The sequence below is a fragment of the Micromonospora sp. Llam0 genome (assembly GCF_003751085.1).
Lineage (GTDB): Bacteria > Actinomycetota > Actinomycetes > Mycobacteriales > Micromonosporaceae > Micromonospora_E.
In genome coordinates, this window is record NZ_RJJY01000001.1 from 6,130,070 (window position 1) to 6,154,345 (window position 24,276).

At 73.3% G+C, this 24,276-nt stretch carries 22 protein-coding genes; 13 read left to right on the top strand and 9 right to left on the bottom strand.

The window, feature by feature from the left end; genetic code table 11:
- The first annotated feature begins 62 nt into the window (after positions 1-62).
- From EDC02_RS26495 to EDC02_RS26510, 4 genes are all read left to right on the top strand, one after another.
- Positions 63-659: a hypothetical protein gene (locus EDC02_RS26495; protein ID WP_199757775.1), complete on the top strand. Its 597-nt coding sequence runs from the start codon at positions 63-65 to the stop codon at positions 657-659.
- A gap of 31 nt (positions 660-690) precedes the next feature.
- A complete protein-coding gene (locus EDC02_RS26500) occupies positions 691-2,361 on the top strand; it encodes a WXG100 family type VII secretion target (protein WP_123604289.1) in 1,671 nt (556 codons plus the stop codon).
- Positions 2,362-2,468: 107 nt separating this feature from the next.
- The gene (locus EDC02_RS26505; RefSeq protein WP_370461499.1) at positions 2,469-3,737 is read left to right on the top strand and encodes a S8 family serine peptidase; all 1,269 of its coding nucleotides are present in this window, start codon (positions 2,469-2,471) and stop codon (positions 3,735-3,737) included.
- A complete protein-coding gene (locus tag EDC02_RS26510) occupies positions 3,716-4,195 on the top strand; it encodes a hypothetical protein (RefSeq protein WP_123604291.1) in 480 nt (159 codons plus the stop codon). Before EDC02_RS26505 ends, EDC02_RS26510 begins: the two co-directional genes overlap by 22 nt.
- 7 nt (positions 4,196-4,202) lie before the next feature.
- Here EDC02_RS26510 and EDC02_RS26515 read toward each other — a convergent pair whose 3' ends face one another.
- The 3 genes from EDC02_RS26515 to EDC02_RS26525 are packed head-to-tail and all read right to left on the bottom strand — an operon-like array spanning position 4,203 to position 6,384.
- Positions 4,203-5,513, bottom strand: a complete 1,311-nt coding sequence (locus EDC02_RS26515) for an SseB family protein (RefSeq protein WP_233606298.1) — start codon at positions 5,511-5,513, stop codon at positions 4,203-4,205.
- Complete coding sequence (locus EDC02_RS26520; protein ID WP_123604292.1) at positions 5,510-6,001, bottom strand: SUKH-3 domain-containing protein; 492 nt, start codon at positions 5,999-6,001, stop codon at positions 5,510-5,512. Before EDC02_RS26520 ends, EDC02_RS26515 begins: the two co-directional genes overlap by 4 nt.
- The gene (locus EDC02_RS26525; protein ID WP_199757776.1) at positions 6,001-6,384 is read right to left on the bottom strand and encodes a YwqJ-related putative deaminase; all 384 of its coding nucleotides are present in this window, start codon (positions 6,382-6,384) and stop codon (positions 6,001-6,003) included. The genes EDC02_RS26520 and EDC02_RS26525 overlap by 1 nt, the downstream gene beginning before the upstream one ends.
- A gap of 180 nt (positions 6,385-6,564) precedes the next feature.
- On the opposite strand from EDC02_RS26525, the gene EDC02_RS26530 reads away from it, so the two are divergent.
- Genes EDC02_RS26530 through EDC02_RS26540 form a run of 3 tightly spaced genes read left to right on the top strand, consistent with a single transcriptional unit; the run spans position 6,565 to position 10,478 of the window.
- Entirely contained in the window at positions 6,565-8,244 is a 1,680-nt protein-coding gene (locus tag EDC02_RS26530) for a right-handed parallel beta-helix repeat-containing protein (RefSeq protein WP_123604294.1), read from the top strand.
- A gap of 3 nt (positions 8,245-8,247) precedes the next feature.
- Positions 8,248-9,792 carry a type VII secretion protein EccE gene (gene eccE, locus EDC02_RS26535; RefSeq protein WP_123604295.1) on the top strand — a complete coding sequence of 515 codons (1,545 nt, stop codon included), beginning with the start codon at positions 8,248-8,250 and terminating at the stop codon, positions 9,790-9,792.
- Positions 9,789-10,478 (top strand): hypothetical protein, encoded by a 690-nt coding sequence (locus tag EDC02_RS26540; protein WP_123604296.1) that lies wholly within the window; start codon positions 9,789-9,791, stop codon positions 10,476-10,478. Before eccE ends, EDC02_RS26540 begins: the two co-directional genes overlap by 4 nt.
- A gap of 44 nt (positions 10,479-10,522) precedes the next feature.
- Here the strand turns inward: EDC02_RS26540 and EDC02_RS26545 are convergent, their stop codons facing one another.
- Genes EDC02_RS26545 through EDC02_RS26555 form a run of 3 tightly spaced genes read right to left on the bottom strand, consistent with a single transcriptional unit; the run spans position 10,523 to position 13,292 of the window.
- A complete protein-coding gene (locus EDC02_RS26545) occupies positions 10,523-12,058 on the bottom strand; it encodes an FtsX-like permease family protein (RefSeq protein ID WP_233606299.1) in 1,536 nt (511 codons plus the stop codon).
- Positions 12,055-12,759 (bottom strand): ABC transporter ATP-binding protein, encoded by a 705-nt coding sequence (locus EDC02_RS26550; protein WP_123604297.1) that lies wholly within the window; start codon positions 12,757-12,759, stop codon positions 12,055-12,057. The genes EDC02_RS26545 and EDC02_RS26550 overlap by 4 nt, the downstream gene beginning before the upstream one ends.
- Positions 12,756-13,292 carry a PadR family transcriptional regulator gene (locus EDC02_RS26555; protein WP_123604298.1) on the bottom strand — a complete coding sequence of 179 codons (537 nt, stop codon included), beginning with the start codon at positions 13,290-13,292 and terminating at the stop codon, positions 12,756-12,758. Before EDC02_RS26555 ends, EDC02_RS26550 begins: the two co-directional genes overlap by 4 nt.
- Positions 13,293-13,399: 107 nt before the next feature.
- Here EDC02_RS26555 and EDC02_RS26560 point away from each other — a divergent pair, with 107 nt between their 5' ends.
- Genes EDC02_RS26560 through EDC02_RS26570 form a run of 3 tightly spaced genes read left to right on the top strand, consistent with a single transcriptional unit; the run spans position 13,400 to position 17,033 of the window.
- The gene (locus EDC02_RS26560; RefSeq protein ID WP_123605165.1) at positions 13,400-13,921 is read left to right on the top strand and encodes a PadR family transcriptional regulator; all 522 of its coding nucleotides are present in this window, start codon (positions 13,400-13,402) and stop codon (positions 13,919-13,921) included.
- Positions 13,918-14,595, top strand: a complete 678-nt coding sequence (locus tag EDC02_RS26565) for an ABC transporter ATP-binding protein (protein ID WP_123604299.1) — start codon at positions 13,918-13,920, stop codon at positions 14,593-14,595. The genes EDC02_RS26560 and EDC02_RS26565 overlap by 4 nt, the downstream gene beginning before the upstream one ends.
- On the top strand, positions 14,592-17,033 hold the full coding sequence (locus EDC02_RS26570; RefSeq protein ID WP_123604300.1) for an FtsX-like permease family protein: 2,442 nt from the start codon (positions 14,592-14,594) through the stop codon (positions 17,031-17,033). Before EDC02_RS26565 ends, EDC02_RS26570 begins: the two co-directional genes overlap by 4 nt.
- 33 nt (positions 17,034-17,066) lie before the next feature.
- Here EDC02_RS26570 and EDC02_RS26575 read toward each other — a convergent pair whose 3' ends face one another.
- Positions 17,067-18,353 carry an erythromycin esterase family protein gene (locus tag EDC02_RS26575; RefSeq protein ID WP_370461500.1) on the bottom strand — a complete coding sequence of 429 codons (1,287 nt, stop codon included), beginning with the start codon at positions 18,351-18,353 and terminating at the stop codon, positions 17,067-17,069.
- Positions 18,354-18,457: 104 nt separating this feature from the next.
- On the opposite strand from EDC02_RS26575, the gene EDC02_RS41000 reads away from it, so the two are divergent.
- Entirely contained in the window at positions 18,458-19,492 is a 1,035-nt protein-coding gene (locus tag EDC02_RS41000) for a hypothetical protein (protein ID WP_199757777.1), read from the top strand.
- Here the strand turns inward: EDC02_RS41000 and EDC02_RS26585 are convergent.
- Entirely contained in the window at positions 19,479-20,372 is an 894-nt protein-coding gene (locus tag EDC02_RS26585; protein WP_233606300.1) for a CPBP family intramembrane glutamic endopeptidase, read from the bottom strand. The genes EDC02_RS41000 and EDC02_RS26585 overlap by 14 nt on opposite strands.
- Positions 20,373-20,426: 54 nt before the next feature.
- Between EDC02_RS26585 and EDC02_RS26590 the strand changes: the two genes are divergently transcribed.
- Positions 20,427-21,542 carry an FAD-binding oxidoreductase gene (locus tag EDC02_RS26590; RefSeq protein WP_123604302.1) on the top strand — a complete coding sequence of 372 codons (1,116 nt, stop codon included), beginning with the start codon at positions 20,427-20,429 and terminating at the stop codon, positions 21,540-21,542.
- Positions 21,543-21,561: 19 nt separating this feature from the next.
- Here the strand turns inward: EDC02_RS26590 and EDC02_RS26595 are convergent, their stop codons facing one another.
- Positions 21,562-23,109 carry a peptide deformylase gene (locus tag EDC02_RS26595; RefSeq protein WP_123604303.1) on the bottom strand — a complete coding sequence of 516 codons (1,548 nt, stop codon included), beginning with the start codon at positions 23,107-23,109 and terminating at the stop codon, positions 21,562-21,564.
- 354 nt (positions 23,110-23,463) lie between these two features.
- Here EDC02_RS26595 and EDC02_RS26600 point away from each other — a divergent pair, with 354 nt between their 5' ends.
- Positions 23,464-24,255 (top strand): hypothetical protein, encoded by a 792-nt coding sequence (locus EDC02_RS26600; RefSeq protein WP_123605167.1) that lies wholly within the window; start codon positions 23,464-23,466, stop codon positions 24,253-24,255.
- Positions 24,256-24,276: the final 21 nt, after the last annotated feature.

The window sequence follows — 24,276 nt, forward strand, 5'->3', positions numbered from 1 at the left end:
GATTGCGGTGACACGATAGTTTTGTGGATGCCGATACGCGCGTGGGGCCTGGGGGAGGGATCATGGCGGACGACAGCTGGCTGGTCAACGAGACCATCGACGTCGACATCGAGCAGCTCGACGACTTCGCCCAGTGCGTGATGGACGAGTTGCGGCTCAACTTCCAGCCGAGTCTGGCGAGCGGCATCAACCACATGCTCACCATCCCGGTGCCGTTCGGCGGGTCGGGGATGTCCGAGGGCCGGTTCTTCCAGGGCCGGCACGACGAGAACCGTGAGGCGGCAACCCTGCTGCTCGGCGAGGTGGCCAAGGGCCTCGCCTCGCTGGCGACCGCCGCCAAGTCGATCTCCGCCGAATACCTCGACGGCGACGCCCTGGTCGCGGCCGACCAGATGACCGTCTTCAACGCCTTCGCGGCGCTCGACGGGCAGGAGACTCTGGAAGGCCACTGGCAGGACCCGGAGAGCGGCGTCGAGGATCCGAGTCTGGTCGTCGATCCGGACGAGGAAACCTCCTCCTACGCCCCCGAGGCGGCCGACCGGGACCTGTCGCTGTACGAGGCCGAGACGATCGGTGAGGGCGACGGTGCCTACGACATCCGTGCCGACGACGAAGACATGCACGACGACGAGCTCGACAGTCCGTCGGCCGATCACTGAGCAGCGCGGATAGCGACGTCGAGGAGCGGGGATGTCCGACGAGTACTTCGGCTGGCAGCCGGTGTCGATCCCGTACGTGAGCACCAGGAGCGACTACGTCGTTCACGACTACTCGGATCCGAACCAGCGCTACGAACCCACCGTGTGGGACAAGGAGACAACCAACATCGAGACGATGTGGGGTTGGATCCAGAATGAGAGCGACGAGCGGGTGATCGCCGTCGCCGACATGTGGCACCGGATCGGCGTGCTGCTCGACAGCACCCGCAACAACCTGCAGCGGTACGCGACGGCGCTGGCCGCCAAGTGGCAGTCACCGGCCGGTGAGTACTTCATGCAACGGGTGGGCGCCACCCTCTACTCGCTCGACGAGTGGAAGGAGGCGGCCGACAGCAACCGCCGTGGCCTGGAGCAGCTGGCCGGCAAGATCGAGTCGACCCAGCAGGAGTTCCGCAGCCTCTGGGAGCAGTACACCGTCGAGGCCGCCGACCCGGACAACGGTCTGCAGTGGTCCGACACGTACGACTGGATTCCCGGCACCACCGGCCGGACCCGCAAAGACGTCATGGACGACTACTTCGAGCGCGCCCGGGACATCATCAAGCCGTTGGCCGAGATGTACATCGACGTGTACCTGAGCCACATCACCCGGGGCAGCACCTTCCGGGGCCCGACCGACGCGGCCGTGGTTGACCCGTCGGTCGCACCCCCCGGCGGCCCGGGGGCACCGCCACCCGGTGCGCCGCCGCCCGGCAGCCCGGGCGCACCGCCCCGGCCGGAGTTCGCGGGGCGCGGCGAGCCGCCCGCCGCTCCCGGGCTGGGCCGGGGCACGCCGTCGCTCACGCCACCGCCGGCGGTGCCGGACGGGCTGCACCTCGCCGGGGGCACCGTCGCCCCGCCGACCGCGCCTCCGCCTGCACCCAGCCTCCCGCAGACCGGCGCCGGCCCGGCACCGAGCCCGCCACCGGCGGTGGTGCCACCCGGCGTCACCCCCGGGCCACGACCGGGGGCGCCGGGGGTCAACCGCCCCGGAGCACCGCCGCCGGGTGCGAACCGCCCGAACCCTCCGGTCCGGCCGCCCGGTCCGCCCCGGCCGGCGCTGCCCGGGGCCGGTGGGCCGCCGCCGAACAACCCGGCCAGCCGAGGTCCCGCGCCGCAGCGCCCGTCACTGCCCGGCAGCACTGGGCCGACGCCGGGTGGCTCCCGGCCACCGGGGCCGACCGGCCGCCCCCCGGTCCGACCCACCCCACCGGCGGCGCCACAGTTGCCGGGCAGCACCGGCCGCCCGACCGGCGGCGGCACCGGCCGGCCCGCCGCCCCGCCGCCCAGTCTGGGCGGCCCGCGCAGCCGCCCCGCCACCGCCCCGAATGCCGGTGGCCCCCGGCTACCGCAGCCGGCCGCACCCGGCTCCGCCGGTCGACCGGCGGCCCCGGCTGCTCCACGGCTGTCCGGCCGGAGCGGGCCGACGAAGCCCGGCAGCGCCGCCAAGGGCCCGGGTCCGGTGCTGGGCGGGCAACGGGGTGCCGGCCCGGCCGGTGGCGGCGGTCGCACCAGCCGCAAGACCGACGATCGGCAGCAGACCTGGGAGTACGGCGACGGTGACGACGAGCTGTGGCAGACCGACCCGGCGGCTCCCGGCACCATCGACACCCCCGACGAAAAGCCGCCGCAGCAGCAGGGCCGGAGTCTGGGCCAGCGATGAGGCCGACAGGCGGCCGAGCTAAGCCGGACGAAGCACCCGACGCAGTATCATCCGGGCACAGCGCCGGGCGGCCCGGCGACTGCCCGACGGAGAGGTGTGCTCCGCCCATGCGTGCTTGCCGGAGGTCGATTGGCCTGGTGGTAGCTGCACTGGTCGGCCTGCTCGGCATGGCGTCGCTGCCCGCCGAGCCGGCGCACGCCGACGAGACCCGGGACCAGTCCTGGCACGTCGAGGCGATGCGGCTGGCCGAGGCGCACGCGATCACCCAGGGCGAGGGGGTGACCGTCGCGGTGGTCGACACCGGCGTCGACGCCTCCCACCCCGACCTGCGGGACAACGTCCTCGCCGGCGCGGACATGTACGACCGCGACAGCAAGGGCCACGTCGACCGGCGTAACCACGGCACCGGCATGGCCTCGCTGATCGCCGGGCACGGTCATGGGCCCGGCGGCCGTGACGGGGTGCTCGGGGTGGCGCCGAAGGCCAAGATCCTGCCGGTCGCAATCACCAGCCCGACCACCGACATCATCCCGCCCCGAAACATCGCGACCGGGATCAACTGGGCGGTCAACAGCGGTGCCGACATCATCAACGTCTCGCTCACCGGATCGTCCGACCCGGCGCTGGAGCGCGCCGTCGAAAGCGCCTACCGGCGCGGCGTCATCGTCGTCGCCGGCATCGGCAACCGCCGCGACGTGCTGATCGGCCAGCCGGCCCGCAGTGAGTGGACCATCGCGGTCACCAGCAGCGGGCGGGACGGTGGGCTCAGCCCGGAGTCGATCCGCGCCGAGCAGACCCACCTCGCCGCACCCGGTGAGGACATCGTCCGAGCAGCCGTTGGCGGCGGCTACTACACCATGGACGGCGCCAGCGCCGCCACCGCGTTGGTGTCGGGGGCGTTCGCGCTGCTCAAGGCGCGGTATCCGGACGAGGACCAGGGCAAACTGTTCCAACGGCTGGTCGGTACGGCGCACGACGCCGGGCCGCCCGGCAAAGACCTCGACTTCGGCTGGGGCATCCTGGACATCCACGCCGCGCTCACCACCGAGCCGGACGACCGGGCCAGCCCGCGGCCGTCGCCGACCGCCAGCGACCCGGTCGCCTACCTGCCACCCGAGCCAGGCTACGAGTTCGGGCTCGACGAGCTCATCGGCATGCTGATCTTCTTCACCATCCTCGGCACACTGATCACCGGCGTCATACTGCTGATCCGGTGGCTGCGACGCCGGGCGAGACGTCCGGCGGCCGCCCGGGACGGCCCACCGACGGCGGCCGACGTCGGCGCACCGGTGGCCCGGGCCGGGCCCGATCAGCCGACCGGGGGCGAGCCGCCGACCGCCGAGGACGATTCGGTATGGCGTCCACCGAGCCGGTGAACGTACCCGGGCCGGACGCCACCCCCGCCACCCCCGCCACCCCGGCCACCGGCCGGCGGCCACCGGTCGTCGCCGCCGCCGTACTGCTGGCGATCCCCACCGCTGCCCTCTGGCTGGTCGCCGGTCTCGCGTTCCTGGTCGTCACCTACCGGGCCGAGGGTGACGCGAAGTTCCTACTGTGGATCATCGCGTTCGCGATCCTCGGGCTCTGCCTGCTGCTGGTCTTCATGACCCTGGCCGGCATGCGGATCGTCTGGGTCGGCGGGCCGAACATGCTGCGGGCCCCGGCCGGGTTCACCGCCGGGCTGCTCCTCGTCGTGCTGGGCGGCCTGCTGCTGTTCGGCAAGGTCGAATACCACTCGACGATGCTGCTGCCGATGGTCGTCGGTGCGCTGGCCGGGCTGGCGGTGATCCTGCTGGCCACCCCGCCCGCGCGGCGCTGGCTGGCCAAGCGGTAGTCGCCGGTCAACCGGTGGTCTCGACCGGCGACGACTCGGCTGGCGACGGCTCCACCGGCAGCCAGCGTCGACCGCCCCGGTCGAAGCGGGCCAGCAGTTCGTCCCTGCCGTCCTGATGCAGCACGTGCAGCTCGGCTCCGTCCGGCACGGCCAGCGCCCGCTGCTGCGGCCGCTCGTCGAGCCAGGTCAGCGGGGTGTCCGGGCCGGGTTCCCAACGGACGACCGGCACCCATTCGTCGGCGGCGGTGAACGGCGACTCCGGCCCGAGCAGGCCCAACCGGGCGTACAGCCGATTGGGGGTGTCTCGACCAGGTCCGTGCCAGCGGTGCACCGGGCCGGCCATCCGGTCGTAACCGTCCGCCACGTACGCGTGCAGGTGGCGGTGTGGGACGACCAGCTGCATCCGGACCGGAACATCCGGATCAGCATCGACCGCCTCGGCCTGGTCCGCCTCGACCGCCTGGTCCGCCTCGACTGCCTCGGTCGCGGTCCGGCGCAGCTCGTCGAGCCACCAGCTGACCTGCCGGACCGCCGCCCCGGGCAGGCTCACCGTCGAGGCGGTGCCGGGGTCGACGGCGAGCTGCCAGCGCGGGTCCGGCCAGTTCGCGAAGAGTCGCACGCTGGAGGCGACGACCGATGGCGGCGGCACGTCGAACACCTCAGCCAGCAACGCCGGAGAGGTGAAGACCGGCACCGACGGTTGTCCCGCCTCGTCCGGCAGACACCACCAGGGAAACTCAGGGTCGGCCACGTCTCGTGCGGCGGCGTCGGGGGCGGCGTCCGACGGCAGCGGTACGGTGAACTCGGCCCGTAGCAGGGCGGCCATCACCGCGTCCGGGTCCTCGGCCGCGACGGCGGCGCGCAGCGCCTGCGCGATGTCGCCGGCCGGATCGGCGGGGCCAGCCGCAGCACCAGCACGGACATCGGCATCGGCATCGGGTGACGGTGACAGCTCCCGCAGCTGCCCGGCGCTGATCCGGTCGGCGATCGGCAGTCCCGGATCGACCGCCAACCACCAGCTGTCGTCGGGGATCGCGGCGGCCACCTCGGCCAGCGTGACCGTCACGTACCGTACCGACTCGCCCGGCAGTCCGGCGGCGATGGCCTGCGGCGAAGTGAAGGCCAGTACGTGTGGTGTGCCGTCGTGTTCGACAGTGGGCCAGGCGAACGGTGCCTGACCGGCGGCGGTCTCGGCCGACACCGGCAGCAGCAGCGGCCCGGTGCCGAGCGCCGCCAGGTAGCCCGCCCGGTCGGTGGCGGCGGCCATGCCCGCCTCGGCTGCGGTGGCCGGCCGCCACCCCGCCGGGTCGGCGGTCACCAGCTGCCGTCCTCGGCGAGCCGGTGCGGCCGCTGGCCGAGGACCAGCACGGTGACGGCCTGCTCGACCGACCGGCCGATGAACCAGTCGCCGCCGTGGTCCAGCACGAACACCCGCTGCCGGGCATCGATGGCCAGGACGCCGGTGCCGTCCGCTTCGACGCCGAGCGGGCTGACCGGTACGCCCAGCGTGTCGGCGAGTACGGCGAGGGTGGCGACGGTGTGCACGGCGCGCAACGGATCAAGGTGGACCGTGCTCGGTGCGACCGCCTCGCCGGGGCCGTCCGGTTCGACATACAGGCCGCCGAACTCGGCGTACGCCTCGATCGCGGGACCGACCACGGTGTGCTGCCGCCCGTCGGGGCCGACGTGCCCGGCGACCCGCAGGGCCCAGTCGCGGCCCCGCTGCTCGTCGCGTCGCCCCGGCTGCCAGCCGGCCGCAGTCAGGGCGGCGAGCACCTCCGGCGGGAACCGGTCGTCGCCGGGCATCAGAGCGTCTCCATCCCGAACCAGTCGAGCAGCTGCTGGCAGGACCGGCACGGGGCTACCACCGTGCCGTGGGCCGGATCGTCCGGCTCGCGGATCAGGGTGACCCGGATCCGGGCACCCCACAGCGCCGCCCGGGCCGCGGCCGGCGACAGCTCGGTGCCGGGCTGGCCCTGCTGTACGGCGTACAGCCGGTCGGAGATCAGCACCGGCTCGGCGCACCAGCCGACGAAGCGTTCCCGCTGGCCGACCGGAAGTTCGTCCAGGATCCGCCGGACCAGCGGGTGCAGCTGCGGGAAAAGGTCGCCGCGCACCGAGGTGTGGGTGTGGACCTCGCCGTCAACCAGCAGAGCGGCTGCCGTCATCGGCAGCATGCGTACCGCCATCACGCTCTCCTTCGCCGTCCGGTCGGAGCCCGGGATCCCGCCGTAGAGCGTAGACAACCGGTGCCGGTCGCTGCTGCCAACGGCAGGCCCGCGACGACGCACTCGGTCACCGGACACCGGGTCTGGTGGTGCTGCGATATCGTCGGTATCCCCTGTCCCGCCGCGCACGAAGCCGGAGCCATGACGCGCACCCTCTCGGTCAGTCCGGACCAGCCGGGCGCCTATCCGTCGATCGGTGACGCGCTCGCGGCGGCGTCCGACGGGTCGGTGGTGGCCGTCGCCCCCGGCACGTACTACGAGGCGTTGTTCGTCAACGGTCGACAGATCACTGTGGTCGCCGCGCAGGGTGCCGGGTCGGTGACCGTCGACGCCTCCGCCGGTCATTACCCGACCGTGTCTGCCAACGGCGGCACTCTCGAACTGCGTGACCTGGTGCTGCTGGCCGGCGACGCGCCGGCGGTGGCGGTCGACCGGGCCGGGCTGACCATGACCGGCTGCCAGATGCGGGCCGGGTTCGGTGCCGGCGTCGTGATCGGCAACCGGTCGAGTTTCACGCTGACCCGGTGCACGGTCACCGGGGCGCGGCACGGCCTGGTGGTCGAGGATTCGGACGGCACCGTCGACGGTTGCGAGTTCACCGACCTCGCCGAGGACGGCGTGATCGTGCGGATCGGGGCCGCGCCCACCATCCGGGCGTCGACCATCACCGGCTGCGGCAACCGGGGCGTCTACGTCTACCAGCACGGCCGCCCGGTGTTGGAGACGTGCGAGATCTCCCGGACCGGCGGGGCGGGGGTCGCGGTCGCCCACCAGAGCGCGCCGACGCTGCGGCGCTGCCGGATCCGCGACACCCGCGGGCCGGCGGTCTCCTTCGGTCGCGGCTGTGCGGGCAGCGTCGAGGAGTGCAGCACCGAGAACACGGCGACGCCGGTGTTCGACATCGCCGAGGGCGCCGAGCCGACCATCGTGACCGGTACGGCGAGCCGACGCGCGGTGTTCGGCGCGGCCGCCGCCGCGTCGGCCGGCGGGCAGGACACCGCCCGTACTGAGGAGTTGCTGGCCGAGCTCGACGCGATGGTCGGCCTGGAGTCGGTCAAGGACGAGGTGCGCGGGCTGATCGACGAGATCCAGGTGAACGAGTGGCGGCGCGGCGCCGGGCTGCCGGTCAGCGCGGTCAGCCACCATCTGATTTTCGCGGGCGCGCCGGGCACCGGTAAGACGACGGTGGCCCGGATCTACGGTGAGCTGCTGGCCGCGCTGGGGGTGCTGTCCGGCGGGCCGTTCCGTGAGGTGTCCCGGCGTGACCTGGTCGGGCAGTACCTGGGCCACACGGCGGAGAAGACGGCGGCCGTCTTCGAGCAGGCCCGAGGCGGTGTGCTCTTCGTCGACGAGGCGTACACCCTGTCCCGGTCGTTCGGCAGCGGCGGGGACTTCGGTCAGGAGGCGATCGACACCCTGGTCAAGCTGATGGAGGATCACCGGGACGAGATCGCGGTGATCGCCGCCGGCTACACCGGGGAGATGCGGCAGTTCCTCGACGCCAACCCGGGCCTGGCGTCCCGGTTCGCCAGGACGATCGAGTTCGGCAACTACACCCCGGAGCAGTTGGTGGTGATCGTCGAGCGGATGGCGGCGAACGACGAGTACCTGCTCGCCGCCGCCGTGCCGGAGGTCCTGCTCGGACACTTCTCGACGGTGCCGAGGGACGAGAGCTTCGGCAACGCCCGCGAGGCGCGCAAGCTCTTCGAGGGGGTACGCAAGGTGCAGGCGCAGCGGCTGCGCCAGTCCGGCCAGCGGCCCAGCCTGGACGAGCTGCGTACGGTGACCGAGGCCGACGTCCGTACGGCGACCGGACGCTGAGCGATGACGACCGACCCTGGCCCTCCCGCCGACCAGTCTCCGGACGCACCGGCCGGCTGGCAGCAGTGGGCACCGCCCCGACAGCGCGACGCCGCGCCGATGCCCGCAGCGGCACCGCCATCCGCAGCCGCGCCGCCGACGGTGGGCGTGGCCGGCCCGGCCCCCACCTCGGAGCTGCCGATGGTTGGCGCTGCCGGACTATCGACCGGGCAGGCCGCTGGCCGGTCGGCGGCGGCGGCGCGGGCGGCGCGGGCCGCCGTGCCGGTGCCGCCGCCCGGATCAGGGTCGGGTAGGCCGACGCCGGACATGATTTCCGGAGTCACCGGGTCGGCAGCGGCGGCATCGACCCCGGCGGCGGCCTCGGGCAGCCGGATCCGGCCCCGGCGGGTCCGCCCCGGCACCGGCCCGTTCGCCATCGGGCAGTTGGTCTACTGGCAACTGGCGGCGACGGTCTTGCTCGCCGCGTACCAGCGGGGGCCGGTCGTGGCGCTGGTGACGGCGGCGGCGCTGGCCCTGCTGCTGGCGCCGACGGTGGTTCGGCTGCGCGGGCGGTGGCTCTACCAGTGGATGGCGGTGTGGTTGCGGTACCGGCTGCGGCCCCGGCGGCTGCCGGCCGGTGGCGGCAACCGGGCGGCGGGCCTGCTGCGGTTCGTGGAGCCGACCGCCATGGTGGACGATGTCACGGTCAGCGGCCGGACGATGGCGACGATCAGTCACCGGGGTGGCGTCTGCGCCGTCCTGGAGCTCGACCCCGCCGACGGTTCGCTGTTCGTCGGTTCCGCGCTGAGCCTGCCGTCCCCGGCGGCGCTGCTGCCGGCGGCGGATCCGGCCGCCCCGCCGATCTCGGTGCAGCTGCTCGTCCAGGTCGCGGCGGCACCGCGCGCGCACACTGGCCGAGGGCTGGTGGAGCGCTCCTACCGGGAGCTGACCGGCGGTGACGTGCCGGCCCGCCGGCGGGCCTGGCTGGTGCTCCAGGTGATGCGTACGCCGGACGGCTACACCGACCGGGAGCTGGCGCCGGCGTTGGTGTCGTCAGTCCGACGGGTCCAGCGCCAGCTGAAGCAGGACCGGGTGCCGGCCCGGCTGCTGGGCGGCGACGAGTTGCTGGCCGCCGTCGGCTACCTGGCGCAGCTGCCCAGCCGGCAGGACGGCGGCAACGTCTACGGCACCGCCAGTAACCGGGTCGCCGGCGAGGAGACCTGGCAGGCGTGGTGGAGCGGTGAGGTGCCGCAGGTCTGCCGCCGGCTGCTGCGCTGGCCGGAGCTGCCGTGGCAGCTGGACGACGTGTTGCGGCAGCTGCCGATGGTCGACACGGTGGTGTCGGTCGCCGTCGCCCGGGAGCCGGGGCACCCGACCGAAACCGCCGCCGGGGACGTGACGGTGTCGGCTGCGGTCCGGCTCACCGCCGCCGACGTGACGACGCTGGCCGCCGGCGACCAGGCCCTGACCGACGCGGTACGCGAACGCGGCGGGCTCACCGAGCGGATCGACGGTGAGCATGTCCGTGGGCTGGCCGCCACCCTGCCGCTCGGGGGGTTCCTGCCGTGACGGGTCCGTTGTCGATCATCCCGCCGACCGGCCTGCACACCGCCGGTCTCGAAGCACTCGGCGACGTACGGTTGCGGGCCGGCGGAGACGGCATGGTCGTCGGCCGCAACCGGCAGGGCGGGCCGGTCGCGGTGCGGCTGTTCCGCCCGGAACCGACCCGGCTGCTGGTGGTCGGCGGGCTGCGCTGCGCCCAGCTGTTGGCGCTGCGGGCGATGGCGCTCGGCGCGCACCTGTTCATCCAGACCGCCCGCGAGCCGGACTGGCACGGGTTCCTGCACCAGTGCGGCCTGGGTCGGGAGTCGGCGTCGTTCCTGCCGCCCGGCGCCCAGCCGCCACCACCGCCGTCGCCGGCGCATCCCCAACTGCTGACGGTGGACGTCGGCCCGGCGATGGGCGGCACCCCGGAGGTGGGGGTGCCGTGGCGGACGACGATGGTGGTCCGCAACGACGTGGGCAGCTGGGATCTCGACCCGCTGGTCCGCAGCGACTTGGTGGTGCTGCAGCGGTTGACCGCCGCCGAGGCGGCGCTGGTGGCGTCGGCGTTGGGGTTCACCGAGGCGCAGAGCTGGCTGACCCGGATCCATCCGGAGATGGTCGGTCTGGTCAGTCAGGGCCGGCTGCAGTGGGTGATGCTGCATCCGACGTCGATGGAGTCGGCGCTGCTCGGCCCGGTCGGCCGATCCTGACCAGGCCGGCCACGCCGGCCGCAACCGTCAGATCTACCGAGCCGTCAGGTCTGCCGGAGCTCCGTCAGGTCGGTGGCATTGCGCAGGAACAGCAGTCCGATGCCGACCGTGGCCAGGGCGGCCACCATCGCGCCGGCGCCGAGCAGCGCCAGGTCGTCGAGCGGCACCGGCACCGGCACGGTGATGCCCGGATGTTCGATCGTACGGCCGTACTCCGTCCAGTCCTCGGCGGTGCGGCAGGCGTCCACCGGATCGCAGAACGTGGCGGTACGCGGGCCGGAGGAGACTTCCGTACCGAGAGCCCGGGCCATCATCGTGCCGGCGGTCAGCGCCACCAGAGTCGCTGGGAGCAGCGGCGTGAGGGTCTGCACCAGGACGGAGCGGGCCAGCACCGCGCGCGGCACGCCGGTGGCGACGAGTGCCGCGTTGGCGCGGCGACGCTCCACGATGCCTTCGACGACCGCGACGGCCAGACCGGCGGCGGCGATCGCCAGGCCCACCAGGACCGCGATGTGCACCAGGGTGACCGCGTTGAAGTAGAAACTGTTGTCACTCGGGCTGTACGGCTGGCCGCTCTGTTCGGCGAGGATCCGGTGGACCCGGTCCCAGCTGCCGAACTCGGCCGCCAGGTAGGCGCTGAAGCCGGCGGTGCCGGCGCCGAACAGGACGCAGACCAGCAGCCCGGCGAAGGTCCGTGCGCCGTGCCACGGGTCGGCGGTCAGCCGCCGGGCGGCGAGCAGGGTCGCGGGGCGGCGGGCCACTCGCCGCAGGATCCGACCGCTGACGTGCGAAATCCAGCCGGTGCCGGTGGCGACGCCGATCGCGATGGCCAGCGCCCCGGCGAACGCGATGACCGCGACGCCCCACAGTGCGGCTTCCCGGCCGGCGGCCCAGTCGACGAGCGGCCGGAACAGGAAGGTCACCACCAGGCCGCCGAGGATGAGCAGGCCGGGCCACCACCCGGGCCGCGCTTCCCGGCGTCGGCGCTGTACGCCGAGCGGCGACACGACGACCGTACGCAGCAGTGCGGCGGCGGCTGCGGTCGCGAGCAGTGGGATGCCGGCCACGACCAGGATCAGCGACCAGACCGGGGGCAGCACGTCGGTGGGCAGCGGCAGCAGGCCGTGCTCGTCCGGGCGGTGCAGCAGCTGCCGGCCGGCCAGGTACACCGCCAACCCGGCGACGGAGCCGAGCGCACCGGCCAGCCCGGTTTCGACGGCGGCCAGCGCCCGGACCTGGCCGGGGGTGCCGCCGGCCAGCCGGATGGTGGCGAGTCGCCGGTCACGGGCGGGCGCGCCGAGTCGGGCGCACTGCCCGGCGAGGGCGAGGACCGGGATCGCCAGGAGGAACAGGGCGATGGCGACTCCCGTCCGCAGCTCGGCCTCGGCGATCAGCGCCGGGCCGTACTGCGGGGACCGTTTGGATCTTCCGTCCGGGACGGTCGGTACGGCGATGACCGTGGCGGCGGCCAGGAAGGTGACGGTGGTGAGCAGCGTGGCGGCGGCGGTGAGGACGATCCGTACCGTGTCGGTGCGGGTGCCGACGAGGCCGAGCCGCAGCAGGGTGGCCGGACGGATCACGACCGCGCCGTCCGGGCGACGACCGGGCCGAGACCGGCCGGGTCGATCTCGCCGTCCCGCAGCATGATCTCGCGGTCGGCGTATCCGGCGACCCGGGGGTCGTGGGTGACGAGCACGACAGAGGTCCGCTGCTCGCGGGCGACCCGGACCATCTGGTTGAGCACCTGCTCGCCGGTGAGGCTGTCCAACGCGCCGGTCGGTTCGTCGGCGAAGAGCACCCGAGGTTCGGTGATCATCGCGCGGGCCAGCGCGCACCGCTGCTGCTGCCCGCCGGACATTTCTCCGGGTACGGTGTCGGCCTGGTCGGCGACGCCGAGCCGGTCCAGCCAGGTGAGCGCAGCGGTCCGGGCTGCTCGCCGCCCCGTGCCGGCGAGCAGCAGCGGGAGCGCGGCGTTCTCCGCTGCGGTCAACTCGGGGACGAGCTGACCGAACTGGAACAGCACCCCGAGTTCGGTACGCCGCAGCACGGCGCGAGCCGACTCGGAGAGCAGGTCGATGCGCTGGTCGCGGTAGTGGATCTCACCGGCGTCCGGGCGCAGGATGCCGGCGAGGCAGTGCAGCAGGGTGGACTTGCCGCACCCGCTCGGCCCGGTCACGGCGACGATCTCACCCTCGGCGATGTCGAGGCTGACGCCGCGCAGCGCCGGGGTGGCGCCGTACGAGCGGACGACTCCTCGGCCGGCGAGCAACGGACTGTTCACTGGCGTACCTCCCGATGCAGGTCGGCGACGCGGCCCACGGTGGTGTCCAGCCAGCGCAGGTCGGCGTCGAGATGGTTGATCGCGTAGTCGGCGGCGACGATCTCGCCGAGGGTGGCGTCCGGCGCGGTCTTGGTCCGGGTGAGTTCTCGGATCCGCGCGGCGTGTGCCGCTCGCTGGGCGGCCAGGTAGCGCCGGGCCCGCTCGGGGTGGTCGATCAGCAGCGCGACGACGACCTTGGCGAGCAGCGTGCTGGTGACGTACGGGGCGGGTGCCTCGATCGCGTCGAGCCAGCTGTCGAGGGCGGTCCGGCCGGCGTCGGTGAGCGCGTACGAGGTGCGGTCGGGTCCGGCGGCGCGGTCGCGCTGCGCCTGCTCGACGAGGCCGTCACGTTGCATCCGGCCGAGGGTGGCGTAGACCTGGCCGAACGCGATTGGTTTGGCGCGCGGCAGCCGCTGGTCGTGGTCCCGCTTCAGCTCGTAGCCGTGCCGGGGACCACGGGAGAGCAGCCCGAGGAGTACGTGGACGGTGGACACCCGGGCAACTATTCACTGAGCGAATAGCTGCCGTCAAGTGACTTACCGGGACACGCCGACCACGGGGTTATACACCCGGTGTATACACGGGGTGTATGGTGACCGGCATGTCCCTCGGTCAGACGTTCCTCGGCCTGCTGGAGTCCGCCCCCCGGCACGGCTACGACCTCAAACGCACCTACGACGAACGGTTCGGTCGCGGCAAACCGCTGCACTTCGGGCAGGTCTACTCGACCCTGTCCCGGCTGCTACGCGACGGCCTCGTCGAAGTCGACGCGGTGCCCGGCGACGGCCCGGAGCGCAAGCGGTACGCGATCACCGAAGCCGGCGTCACCGACGTCGCCCGGTGGCTGCGCCAGCCGGAGAAACCCGACGTCTACCTGCAGAACACCCTCTACACCAAGGTGGTGCTGGCGCTGCTCACCGGCCGGCCGGCCGCCGACCTGCTCGACGTACAGCGTGCCGAGCATCTGCGGCTGATGCGCGAGCTGACCCGCCGCAAGACCGGCGGCGACCTGGCCGACCAGCTGATCTGCGACCACGCCCTGTTCCACCTGGAGGCCGACCTGCGCTGGCTGGAGCTGACCGCGGCCCGGCTCGACCAACTCGCCAAGGAGCTGCGCGCATGACCCCCCTGCTGTACGCCGAGGAGCTGCACAAGTCGTTCGGGCCGACCCCGGCGCTGGCCGGCGCGTCGATCCGGATCGCGGCCGGTGAGGTGGTCGCGATCATGGGTCCGTCCGGGTCCGGGAAGTCCACCCTGCTGCACTGCCTGGCCGGGATCATCCGACCCGATTCGGGGCGGGTCGGCTATCGCGACCAGGACGTGACCGGCATGTCAGACGTACGGCGCAGCGCGTTGCGCCGTACCGACTTCGGGTTCGTCTTCCAGTTCGGGCAGCTGGTGCCGGAGCTGACCGCCGTGGAGAATGTCGCGTTGCCGCTTCGGCTGCGCCGGATGGGCCGCCGCGAGGCCGAGCGACGGGCCACCGAGTGGCTCGACCGGCTGGAGGTCGCGGACGTGGCCGACAAGCGTCCCGGTGAGGTCTCCGGCGGGCAGGGCCAGCGGGTGGCGATCGCCCGGGCGCTGGCCGGCGACGCCTCGGTGATCTTCGCCGACGAGCCGACCGGTGCGCTCGACTCGCTCAACGGCGAACGGGTGATGCAGCTGCTGACCGCCGCCGCCCGGGACACCGGGGCGGCCGTCGTGCTGGTCACCCACGAGGCACGGGTCGCCGCGTACGCCGATCGGGAGGTCGTGGTCCGCGACGGCCGGACCCGCGACCTGGCCCTCGCCCAGTGACCGGGCAGCGCGAGACCAGCTGGCTCGGCCAGGTCGGTCACGACGTCGCCTTCGGCGCGCGGCTGGCCTTCGCCGGCGGCCGGGACGGCTGGACCCGGACGATTTTCACCGCCGTCGGCGTCGGCATCGGGGTGGCGATGCTTCTGCTGGCCGCCTCGGTGCCGGCCGCCATCGACGCGCGCGAGCAGCGCGGTGCCGACCGCGACTGGCAGCAGGCGCTGAGCACCGGCGACGCCGACGGACCGGCATCACCGGCCGGCGATGGACCTGCATCACCGGCCGGCGACGCGGGCGCGCCGACCGCGATGACCGACGACACGCTGCTGACCGCGCACGCCTACACGACCTTCCGGGGCCGGCCGGTGTGGGGGCGGGCGGTGCAGGCCGGTGGCCCGCAGGCCCCGTTGCCGCCGGGGGTGGCCCAGCTGCCCGGGCCCGGCGAGGCGGTCGTCTCACCGGCGCTGGCCGAGCTGCTGGCCGGCCCGGACGGCGCGCTGCTGGCTCCCCGCGTCGGCGAACGAATCATCGGCGAGATCGGCCCGGCCGGTCTGACCGGACCCGCCGAGCTGGCCTTCTACCGGGGCGTCGACACGTTGGACACCGAGTCGCATGAGCGGGTCGCGGCGTTCGGCGGCGGCCAGCCCGGCGAACCGTTCGGCCCCGTCCTCACCCTGCTGCTGGTGGTCATCTTCGTGGTGCTGCTGCTGCCGATCGTGGTCTTCCTCGGCGCGGCGGTCCGGTTCGGCGGGGCCAGCCGGGACCGGCGACTCGCCGCGCTGCGGCTGGCCGGCGCCGACCGGCGGATGATCACCCGGATCGCCGCCGGGGAGGCGCTGACCGGCGCGCTGCTCGGGCTGGCCGTCGGCGCGCTGCTGTTCGCGATCGGCCGGCAGGTCGCCCCGCTGATGCAGGTGTGGGACCTCAGTGTCTTCGCGTCGGACATCCGGCCGCCGGCCGTACTGGTGGCGCTGGTCGCCGTCGCCGCGCCGCTGGCCGCCGTCGCGGTCGGCCTGGCCGCGCTGCGCGGCGTCGTCGTCGAACCGCTCGGAGTGGTCCGCCGGGGCACGCCGCGCCGCCGCCGGCCGTGGTGGCGGCTGGCCGTGCCACTGGCCGGGCTGGCCCTGCTGTACCCGCTGCTGCGCGGCGGGATCTCCGCCTTCGAGACCGCGGCCCGCTACCAGGTGGCGGTCGGCGCGGTGCTGCTGCTGGTCGGCGTGGTGACGCTGCTGCCGTGGCTGGTCGAGGCGACCGTACGGCGGCTGCGCGGCGGGCCGGTCGCCTGGCAGTTGGCGATCCGCCGGCTGCAGGTCGACGGCGGTGGCAACGCCCGGCAGGTCTGCGGTGTCGCGGTCGCGGTCGCGGTCGCCGGCGCCATCGCGCTGCAGGCGCTGTTCACCGGCGTCGACGACGACTTCGTCCGGCGCACCGGTGCCGACCCGGAGCGGGCCAGCCACCTCGCCCACCTCGGCGTACCGGACCAGTCGACCGGGGATGCGCTGCTGTCTCGGCTGGGCACGGTACCGGGGGTCGACTCGGTCGCCGAATACCGCTCCGCCATGGCGTTCACCAGCTCCGATGCCGCGCGGCGCACCGATGAGCTGTTCATCGCCGACTGCCGGGTGCTCGCCGAGTTGATCGTCGCGACCGACTGCGCCGACGGTGCCGTCTTCCTGGTCGCACCGCCCCCCGAATACCAGCGGTCCGCGATGACTGTCGACGAGCAGGGCCAGCTGGTCGAGGCGCCGGTCGAACCGATCCGGGCCGGCGAGCGGGTGCAGGTCGGGCCCGGTGAGTACGAGTGGACGGTCCCCGTCGACGCCAGCCCGGCGGAGCCGCGTGTCGATCCACACGGGTTCAGTCGGTTCGGGATCTTCGCCACGCCGGGCGCGATCGACGTCGACGCGGTCGGCCGGCTGCCGACCATGGCGTACCTGCGGATCGACCCCGGCCAGCCGGACGCGGTCGAGCACGTCCGCAACCTGCTCGCCACCGCCGGACCGATGGACCTGCTCTCCACCCTGTCGGCGACGACGGAGACCCGGCAGTTCGCCAACGTCCGCCGTGGACTCGCCGTCGGCATCATCGTCACCCTGCTGCTGATCGCCGCCAGCATGCTGGTCACCATGCTGGAGCAGTTGCGGGAGCGGCGCCGGCTGCTGGCCATGCTGGACGCGTTCGGCACCCCTCGGCGGGCACTCGGCTGGGCGGTCGTCTGGCAGCATCTGGTGCCCGTACTGCTCGGGCTGGTCCTGGCGGTGGCCGCCGGAGTCGGGCTCGGCGCGGTGCTGCTGGGCATGGTCGGCCGCGACCTCGTGGTCAGCTGGTGGACAGTGGCCGGGGCCAGCTCGGCCGGTGCCGGTGTCGTGCTGCTGGTCGCCGCCGCCGGTCTGCCGGCGCTGTGGCGGCTGATGCGCGCCGACGGGCTGCGTACCGAGTGATCCTCAGACGCCGGCAAAGCGAACGGGTGACGCTCAGACGCCGGACGGGAAGGTCTCCGGTTCGCGCAGCTCGACGTGCGCGGTCCGCAGCGGGCGTACCCCGCGGCTGCGGTCGAACCAGAGGAACGCGTCGTAGCGGTCGCCGAGCACGGTCGGCACGTAGTTGCCGCGCCGTTCCATGTTCGGCTGGTAGACCACCCCGATCGCCCGGTGGTCCAGCTCGTCGGTGAGCAGGTCCGGTCTGCCGTCGGTGGGGAAGACGAACAACGACTCGGCCGGGGCCGCGACGGAAAGGACCGCTTCCAGCGACCCCGGCCGGGCCGGCGGTACGGGCATCAGCCGCATCGGCGCCCCCCAGATGTCGCCGGCCACCACCGTGCCCCGGTAGGTGCCGAAGCCGACCAGGACCACGCGGTCCCGGCCGTACCGCTCGCGGGCCAGCTGCCCGATGTTGACCTCGCCGAGTTCGGCCATGTCGGTGGCCCGGGCGTCGCCGACGTGCGTGTTGTGCGCCCACACCACCGCTCGCGCGTCCGGTCCGTACCGGTCGAGCAGCCGGGCGAGGGTGTCGTCCATGTGCCGGTCCCGGACGTTCCAGGACAGCCGCCCACCGGACACCAGCGCCCGGTAGTAGCGTTCGGCCCCGGCCACCACCTCGGCGTTCTGCCAGGCACCGAAGCTGCCGGCCCCGTCGGCGGCGGCGGCGCGCCGCAGCCGGACCAGCAGGTCGATCACCTCCGCCTCGCAGCCGGCGGGCACCAGCCGCAGCGCGGTCGCGTAGTCCTGCGGGTCCTCGCCGTACGGTTCGAAGCAGCGGTACGCGTCCAGCGCCGCCGGTACCTCGTCTGGTCGATGTTCCCGCAGGTAGACGAGGATCTCCCGGAGTGACTCCCACAGCGAGTAGACGTCCAGCCCGTGGAAGCCGACCCGGGCGGATTCGCTGACTGAGTCGTTGTGCCGGCGCAGCCAGCGGCAGAAGTCGACCACTTCGTCGTTGGCCCACATCCAGGTCGGCCAGCGTTCGAAGCTGGCTAGGGCGTCACGCGGGTCACGGGGGGCGTCGCGCCGGCCCCGGACGCTACGGTCGACCCGGTCGCAGTCCGGCCAGTCCCCTTCGACGGCGACGAAGGAGAAGCCGTGCTCGGTGACCAGGCGGCGGGTGACGGCCGCCCGCCAGCCGTAGAACTCGTGCGTACCGTGGCTCGCCTCGCCGAGCATCACCACCCGCGCGTCGGCGGCCCGGTCGATCAGCGGGTCGAGGTCGTCGGCGTCGACCAGCGGTCGCGCCAGCGCGGTGATGTCCGCGGCATATCTGGCCACCGGGCCCGGGTACCCGGGCGTTACCGGCACAAACCCAGTCAGCCGGGGCCGCTGGAACCGGCGAGGCGGGTGTTGCGGGCGGGTTCGGGCTAGGCTGCGTGAGCATGGAGGAGCAATCGCCTGACGCTGAGCCGAGGCGGTCCCCTGCCCCACGGGCCAGGACGCCGAAGGCCGGCTTCACGCCGCCCGCCGTCATCGCTCCCGTGTTGTTCCAGCCACCGCCGAGCGCAGCCGGCAGCGCCGAGGGCCCCGCCAAGAAGGCCGCGCCGACGAAGAAGACCGCCGCCAAGAAGGCCGCGCCAGCGAAGAAAGCCGCCGCGAAGAAGGCCGCACCGGCAGCGGAGAAGACCACACCGACGAAGGCCGCCGCGCCAGCGAAGAAGACCGCCGCCAAGAAGGCCGCACCGGCAAAGAAGACCACCGCGAAGAAGGCCGCGTCGGCGCCGGATCCGGCCGACACTCCGCCGCCAGGTCCGGGTCCAGGTCCGGTTCCCGGCAGTACGCTGCGACAGCTGTTGGCGCGTCCGGCGTACGCACCGGAACTGCTCGCCCTGGCCGCGGTGGACCGGATCGGGCCGGCGGCGCGGGACTGGGCGGCCCGGCTGCGCGACGACTACCCGGCGGCCAGCGACGACGCCCTGGCCCGGCTGGCTGCCCGCCGGTTCACCCGGCTCGCCGGGGCCGGCGCGGCGGTCGCCACCGCCGGTGGGCTGCTCGGCCCGGCCCTGGAGCTGGTGACGCTCGGCTGGACGCAGGCCGCTGTCACGCTGCACGTGGCGGCCGCGTACCGGCATGATCCGACCGACCGGGACCGGGCGGCGGAGCTGCTGGCCCTGACCGGCATGCAGCCGGACGTCGCGGCGGCCCGCGCCGCGTTGGATGCGGCGGGTCGGCCGGCGGCCGACGACGAGGAGGATCCGGCGTTGCGGCTGCTCGGCGGTGCGCAGCGGTTCACCGAGGCGGTGAGCCGGTTGACCGACGGCGGTTGGGCGCTGCTGCGGTTGCCGGCCCGGTTCCTGCCCGGCGGGCGGGCGCTGGTCGCCTGGTCGGGCGACACGTTGCTGCTGGAGCGGCTGGCCGCGCGGGCGAGCGCCCACTACCGGCCGGTCACGCCAGCTGCGCCGGTCACAGCCAGCTGAACCAGTCACGGGGCAGCAGCGCGTAGCCGACGAACGCGAAGACGTCCAGCAGGGTGTGCGCGATGATCAACGGCATCACCCGGCGGGTACGCAGGAAGAACAGCGACAGCACCACACCCATGATCACGTTGCCGACGAACGCCCCGAAGCCCTGGTAAAGGTGGTAGGTGCCGCGCAGCAGGCAGCTGGTGGCGATGACCGCGCCGATCCGCCAGCCGAGCTGCCGCAGCCGGGTCATCAGGTAGCCGACCACGATCACCTCCTCCAGGATGGCGTTCTGCGCGGCGGCCAGGATCAGCACCGGGACCGTCCACCACAGCTGCGGTAGCGCGGCCGGGACCAGGCTGGCGTTCAGCCCGAGCAGCGCGGCGATCCAGAACAGTCCGAGTCCGGGCAGCCCGATCGCGGCGGCCAGGGCGGCACCCCAGGCCAGGTCGCGCAGCGGTGACCGGGCGTCGAGTCCGAGCCGGGCCCGGGCGTCGGCCCGGTCCCGGCTGAGCAGGTGGACCGCCAGCAGGACCGGCACGAGGGCGAAGAAGATCCCGAGCAGCTGGTACGTCAGATCCAGCCAGGGGCGGGCCGACTGGGAGGCGTTCATGGTGGCGGTCTGCTGCCCCAGCGGCCGGTCGGCGGTCAGTCGCGCGGTGATGGTGACCAGGGCGTAGATGGCGGACTGGCCGAGCGACACGCCCAGGACCAGGAGCACCTCGGCGCGCAGCAGGCGCGGCGGCAGCGGGGCCGCCGGGTGGGCGTCCGGGTTGTTGCTGGCCGGTGGTGGCGTACCAGCGGGGTCGACCGTCACCGGACCACTGTGCCCGAGCGGGTACGGCAGAGCAATGTCGCACATCGGGTACGTCGACTCGCCACAAAGAGTGCTCACCCTGGAACTCAGTGGTACGGCGTCAGTGGCGGCACGGTGACGGGGAAGGCCTCGATGAGCAATCTCGCGCAACTGTTGAAGGAGAGCTGGGTGCTCGTCGAGGAGGAGCACGACCAGGTGGCGGGCTACTTCTACGCCCGGCTGTTCCTCGACCGGCCCGATCTTCGCCAGCTCTTCCCGGTGCAGATGGACACCCAGCGGCGCTGTCTGATCGAAGCTATCGTCTCCGCCGTCGGCTCGATCGACGACCCGGAGCAGTTCGCCGACTACCTGCAGTCACTTGGCCGGGCCCACCGCAAGTTCCATGTGCAAGCTGCGGACTACGCCGCGTTCGGCGGCATGCTGCTGGAGGCGCTGCGCACCGTCGCCGGTGACCGGTGGAGCTTCGAGTACGACGAGGCCTGGGGCGCCGCGCTGGAGATGCTCACCACCAACCTGATCATCGGCGCCGAGAGCGACCCGAACCCGGCGTTCTGGCACGCCGAGGTGCTCGACCACGAACGCCGGGGCGCCGACGTCGCCGTGCTGACCTGCCGGCCGCTGCAGCACCGGCTGGAGTATCAGGCGGGGCAGTACGTGAGTGTCGAGGTGCCGCGCTACCAGCCGAGGCTGTGGCGCAGCTACTCGATCGCGAACGCGCCCCGGGCGGACAACACGCTGGAGTTCCACGTCCGGGCGGCAGCGGCCGGCTGGGTGTCCAGCGCGCTGGTCCGCCGGGTCCGCCCCGGCGACCTGCTGCGGGTGGCCGCCCCGATGGGCTCCATGGTGCTGGACCGGGGCTCGCCACGGGACATCGTCTGCCTGGCCGGCGGGGTCGGTTTCGCCCCGGTCAAGGCCCTGATCGACGAGCTGACCCGGTACAACCGAAGCCGCTGGGTGCACGTCTACCTGGGCGGGCGGACCCGCGACGACCTGTACGACCTGGCCGAGCTGAGCCAGCTCTGCGCCGCCTATCCCTGGCTGAACGTGGTGCCGTGCTGCTCGGACGACCCGGGCTGGTCCGGGGAGCACGGCGAGGTCGCCGACGTGCTGGCCCGGTACGGCCCGTGGTACGAGCACGACTTCTTCGTCGCCGGGTCGACCGGCATGGTCCGGTCCAGTCTGCGCCGGCTGGCCGAGCTCGACGTCCCGGCCAACCACATCCGCTACGACAGCTTCGGCGAGGTGTGACCATCTTGGCTGGTCAGTGTCAGTACACCCAGGGCCGGCCGCTGTCCCGGTACTCCTCGACCGGCACCAGGCTGGTCCCCGGTGCCATCCGGTCGACGTACAGCCGGCCCTCCAGGTGGTCGATCTCGTGCGCGACCAGCCGGGCCATCGCCCGCTCGAAGGACGTGATCACCCGGCCGCCGTCGAACCGGGAGTGCTCGACGTCGATCCGCAGCGGACGCGGCACCAGCCCACGCACGTCGAAGTAGGACAGGCAACCCTCGTACTGGTCGTCGGTCTCCACCGCGACGTCGACGACCCGCGGGTTGATCAGCACCAGCGCCTCGGCTCCCGGCTCCGGTGGCCGGACCAGGGCGGCGGCCCAGGGCAGCCCGATCTGCGGCGCGGCCAGACCCACCCCCTTGCCGAACGGGTGCAGTTCGTCGAGCCGGGCCAGCATGGCCCGCAGCCGGGCGACGGTGTCCAACGCCACCGCCTCGTCGGCCGGCAGTTCGAACGGTTGCACCTGCTGCCGGAGCATCTCAGCGCCGCGCTGCACGATCCCGATGGCCCGCATCCGTTCACTGGCCCGCGGCTCCGGCCGGGCCTCCGACCCGGCCGGTGACCCGACCTGACCGCCGCCGTGGGTCGGTGGCCCGGACCGGAACCGCCACTCCAGCCGGTACCGGGCGTTGAGCAGCGGGGCGTCGGTCGACCACTCCAGCACCGACCGGCCGTTCACCCGCTGCCGGCGCACCGGCGTGCGCAGTGGGGCGTCCTCCGCCGACAGGGACGTCTCGACCCCCCAGACCTGGGGGTCGAACGCTTCCGGGAAGTCCAGCCGTACGGTGAGCTGCCGGGTGGGCAGCCGGACGGCGCGTTGGAACCACTGCCCCCACTTCTCCTGGCCGACCCGGTAGGTGTACTCGATGCTGGTGCGCTGCCCCGGGTACAGCGGGAACCGGCCGTCGGCGTTCTCGAACAGCAGCCAGACCTCTTTGAAGGCGTCCCGGTCGTGTTTCTTGCGCCACTGCATCGGCTCCTGGTGCCCGGGGGTGCCGCAGAAGGCGTGCAGGTCCAGCTCGACGAAGGTGAGCGGATGCTCCCGGTGGTGCCGGTTGGACCGGTCGGGGTCGTCGGGGTACCGGTCGACGGCGACCCGGACCAGGTAGCGGGTGACCGGGTCGGTGCCGGCGTTGTAGAGGGCCCGCCGGATCGTGCAGTGGTAGTAGCCGTCCCGGTAGGCGAGGGTGGCCACCTCCTGCTCGACGATGAGCCCGGTGCCGGGTGGCATCCACTGTTCGGGCACCGGTGGGTCGCGCGGCGGGGTGCTGGTACGGCTGTGCCGCAGTTCGTCGTACTCCTGGTAGCGCTGCCAGATCGCGCCGCCGGCGCCGAGCACCGCTTCGGCCCGGCGGGCGAAGTCCTCGGTGGGTCGGTGCCGGCGGCCTTCGACGTGGCTGATGTACGACGGATCGAAGCCCATCCGGGCGGCCAGCTGCTTCTTGGTCATCGCCCGGTCCAGACGCCACTGGGCGAGCTCGGCCGCGAAGGTGTCCGCGGCGCGGTCGATGGGCGAGCTGGTCATCGCAAGGCGTCCCCTCAGGCCGGATCCACAGTCTGCTTTCCGACTCGTACGCCCGGTCGGATTTGGCGCGTTGCCGACAGAGCACTTGACAGCACAGATCGGAGCACTCTGTGAGATTTGCCCATCACTCACCGCCACGGAGTGTCATCACCCCGGCTGGGAGTTTCGCCGATACTCTGGTTAGCCTAGCCTTAGCAAGCTAGGGTGAACCATCGGCAGCTGTCGGAAGGATCGAAAGGTGAGAACGTTGCGGCGAGGCACGTGCGACCCGGTTGACCACGGGAGCACCACCTCCTTCTCGGTTGTCACCGTGACCTGCCCGGTTGCCACCGCGCCGATCGACGGTTGCTCACCGTGACCGCCGTCATAGACCCCCGGGCCCGCGCCGCCGCTCCGCTGGCCCCGATCACCGCCACGCTGCGCACCGCGTTCGGCACCGACGACCTGCCCGGCCTGCACGCCGGTCTGCTCGTCGACGACCAGACCGGCTGGCTGCCCGCCACCGAGCTGATCCACGGCGGCCACCTGCCCCGGCTGCTCGACTCGGCCGCCCAGCGCTGGCAGGCGAAGCGGCACGCCGCCGCCGCCCTCGCCTGGAAGGCGTACAGCTACTGGGTGGCGCTGCCGGTCGCGCTCGGCTGGGCGTCGGCCCGCCGGGTGCCGCTGATGCGCGCCGACGACGTACTGCTGCGGATGGACGACGACGGACCGCTGGTCGACGTCGGCCTGCGCACCGGGATCCCGGTGGCGGTGCTGCCGCACGACCCGATCGCGGCGGCCGGGCTGCCCGAGGTGCTAGTCGTGGCCGACGAGGCCGAGCTGCTCCGGGTCCTGCGGATCGCCCTGCTCGACCAGCACATGAGCCCGCTGCTGGACGAGATCCACAGCCGGGTGAAGCTCGGCCCGCGGACGCTGCTCGGCTCCCTCTCCTCCGGCATCGCCTACGCGGTGCTGCAGGCGGCCGACGCGCTGCCCGGCTCGTCCACCGCCACGATCGGCACACTGCTCGACGCGCTCGACATCGGCGACCTGATCGAGCTGGTGCCCGGCGAGGACGGGGCGGTCACCGTGCAGCGCCGGACCTGCTGCCTGGCGTTCACCCTGCCCGACCCGAAGATCTGCCCCGGCTGCTGCATCCGCCCGTGACCCCGCGCCGCGCGGCCGGTC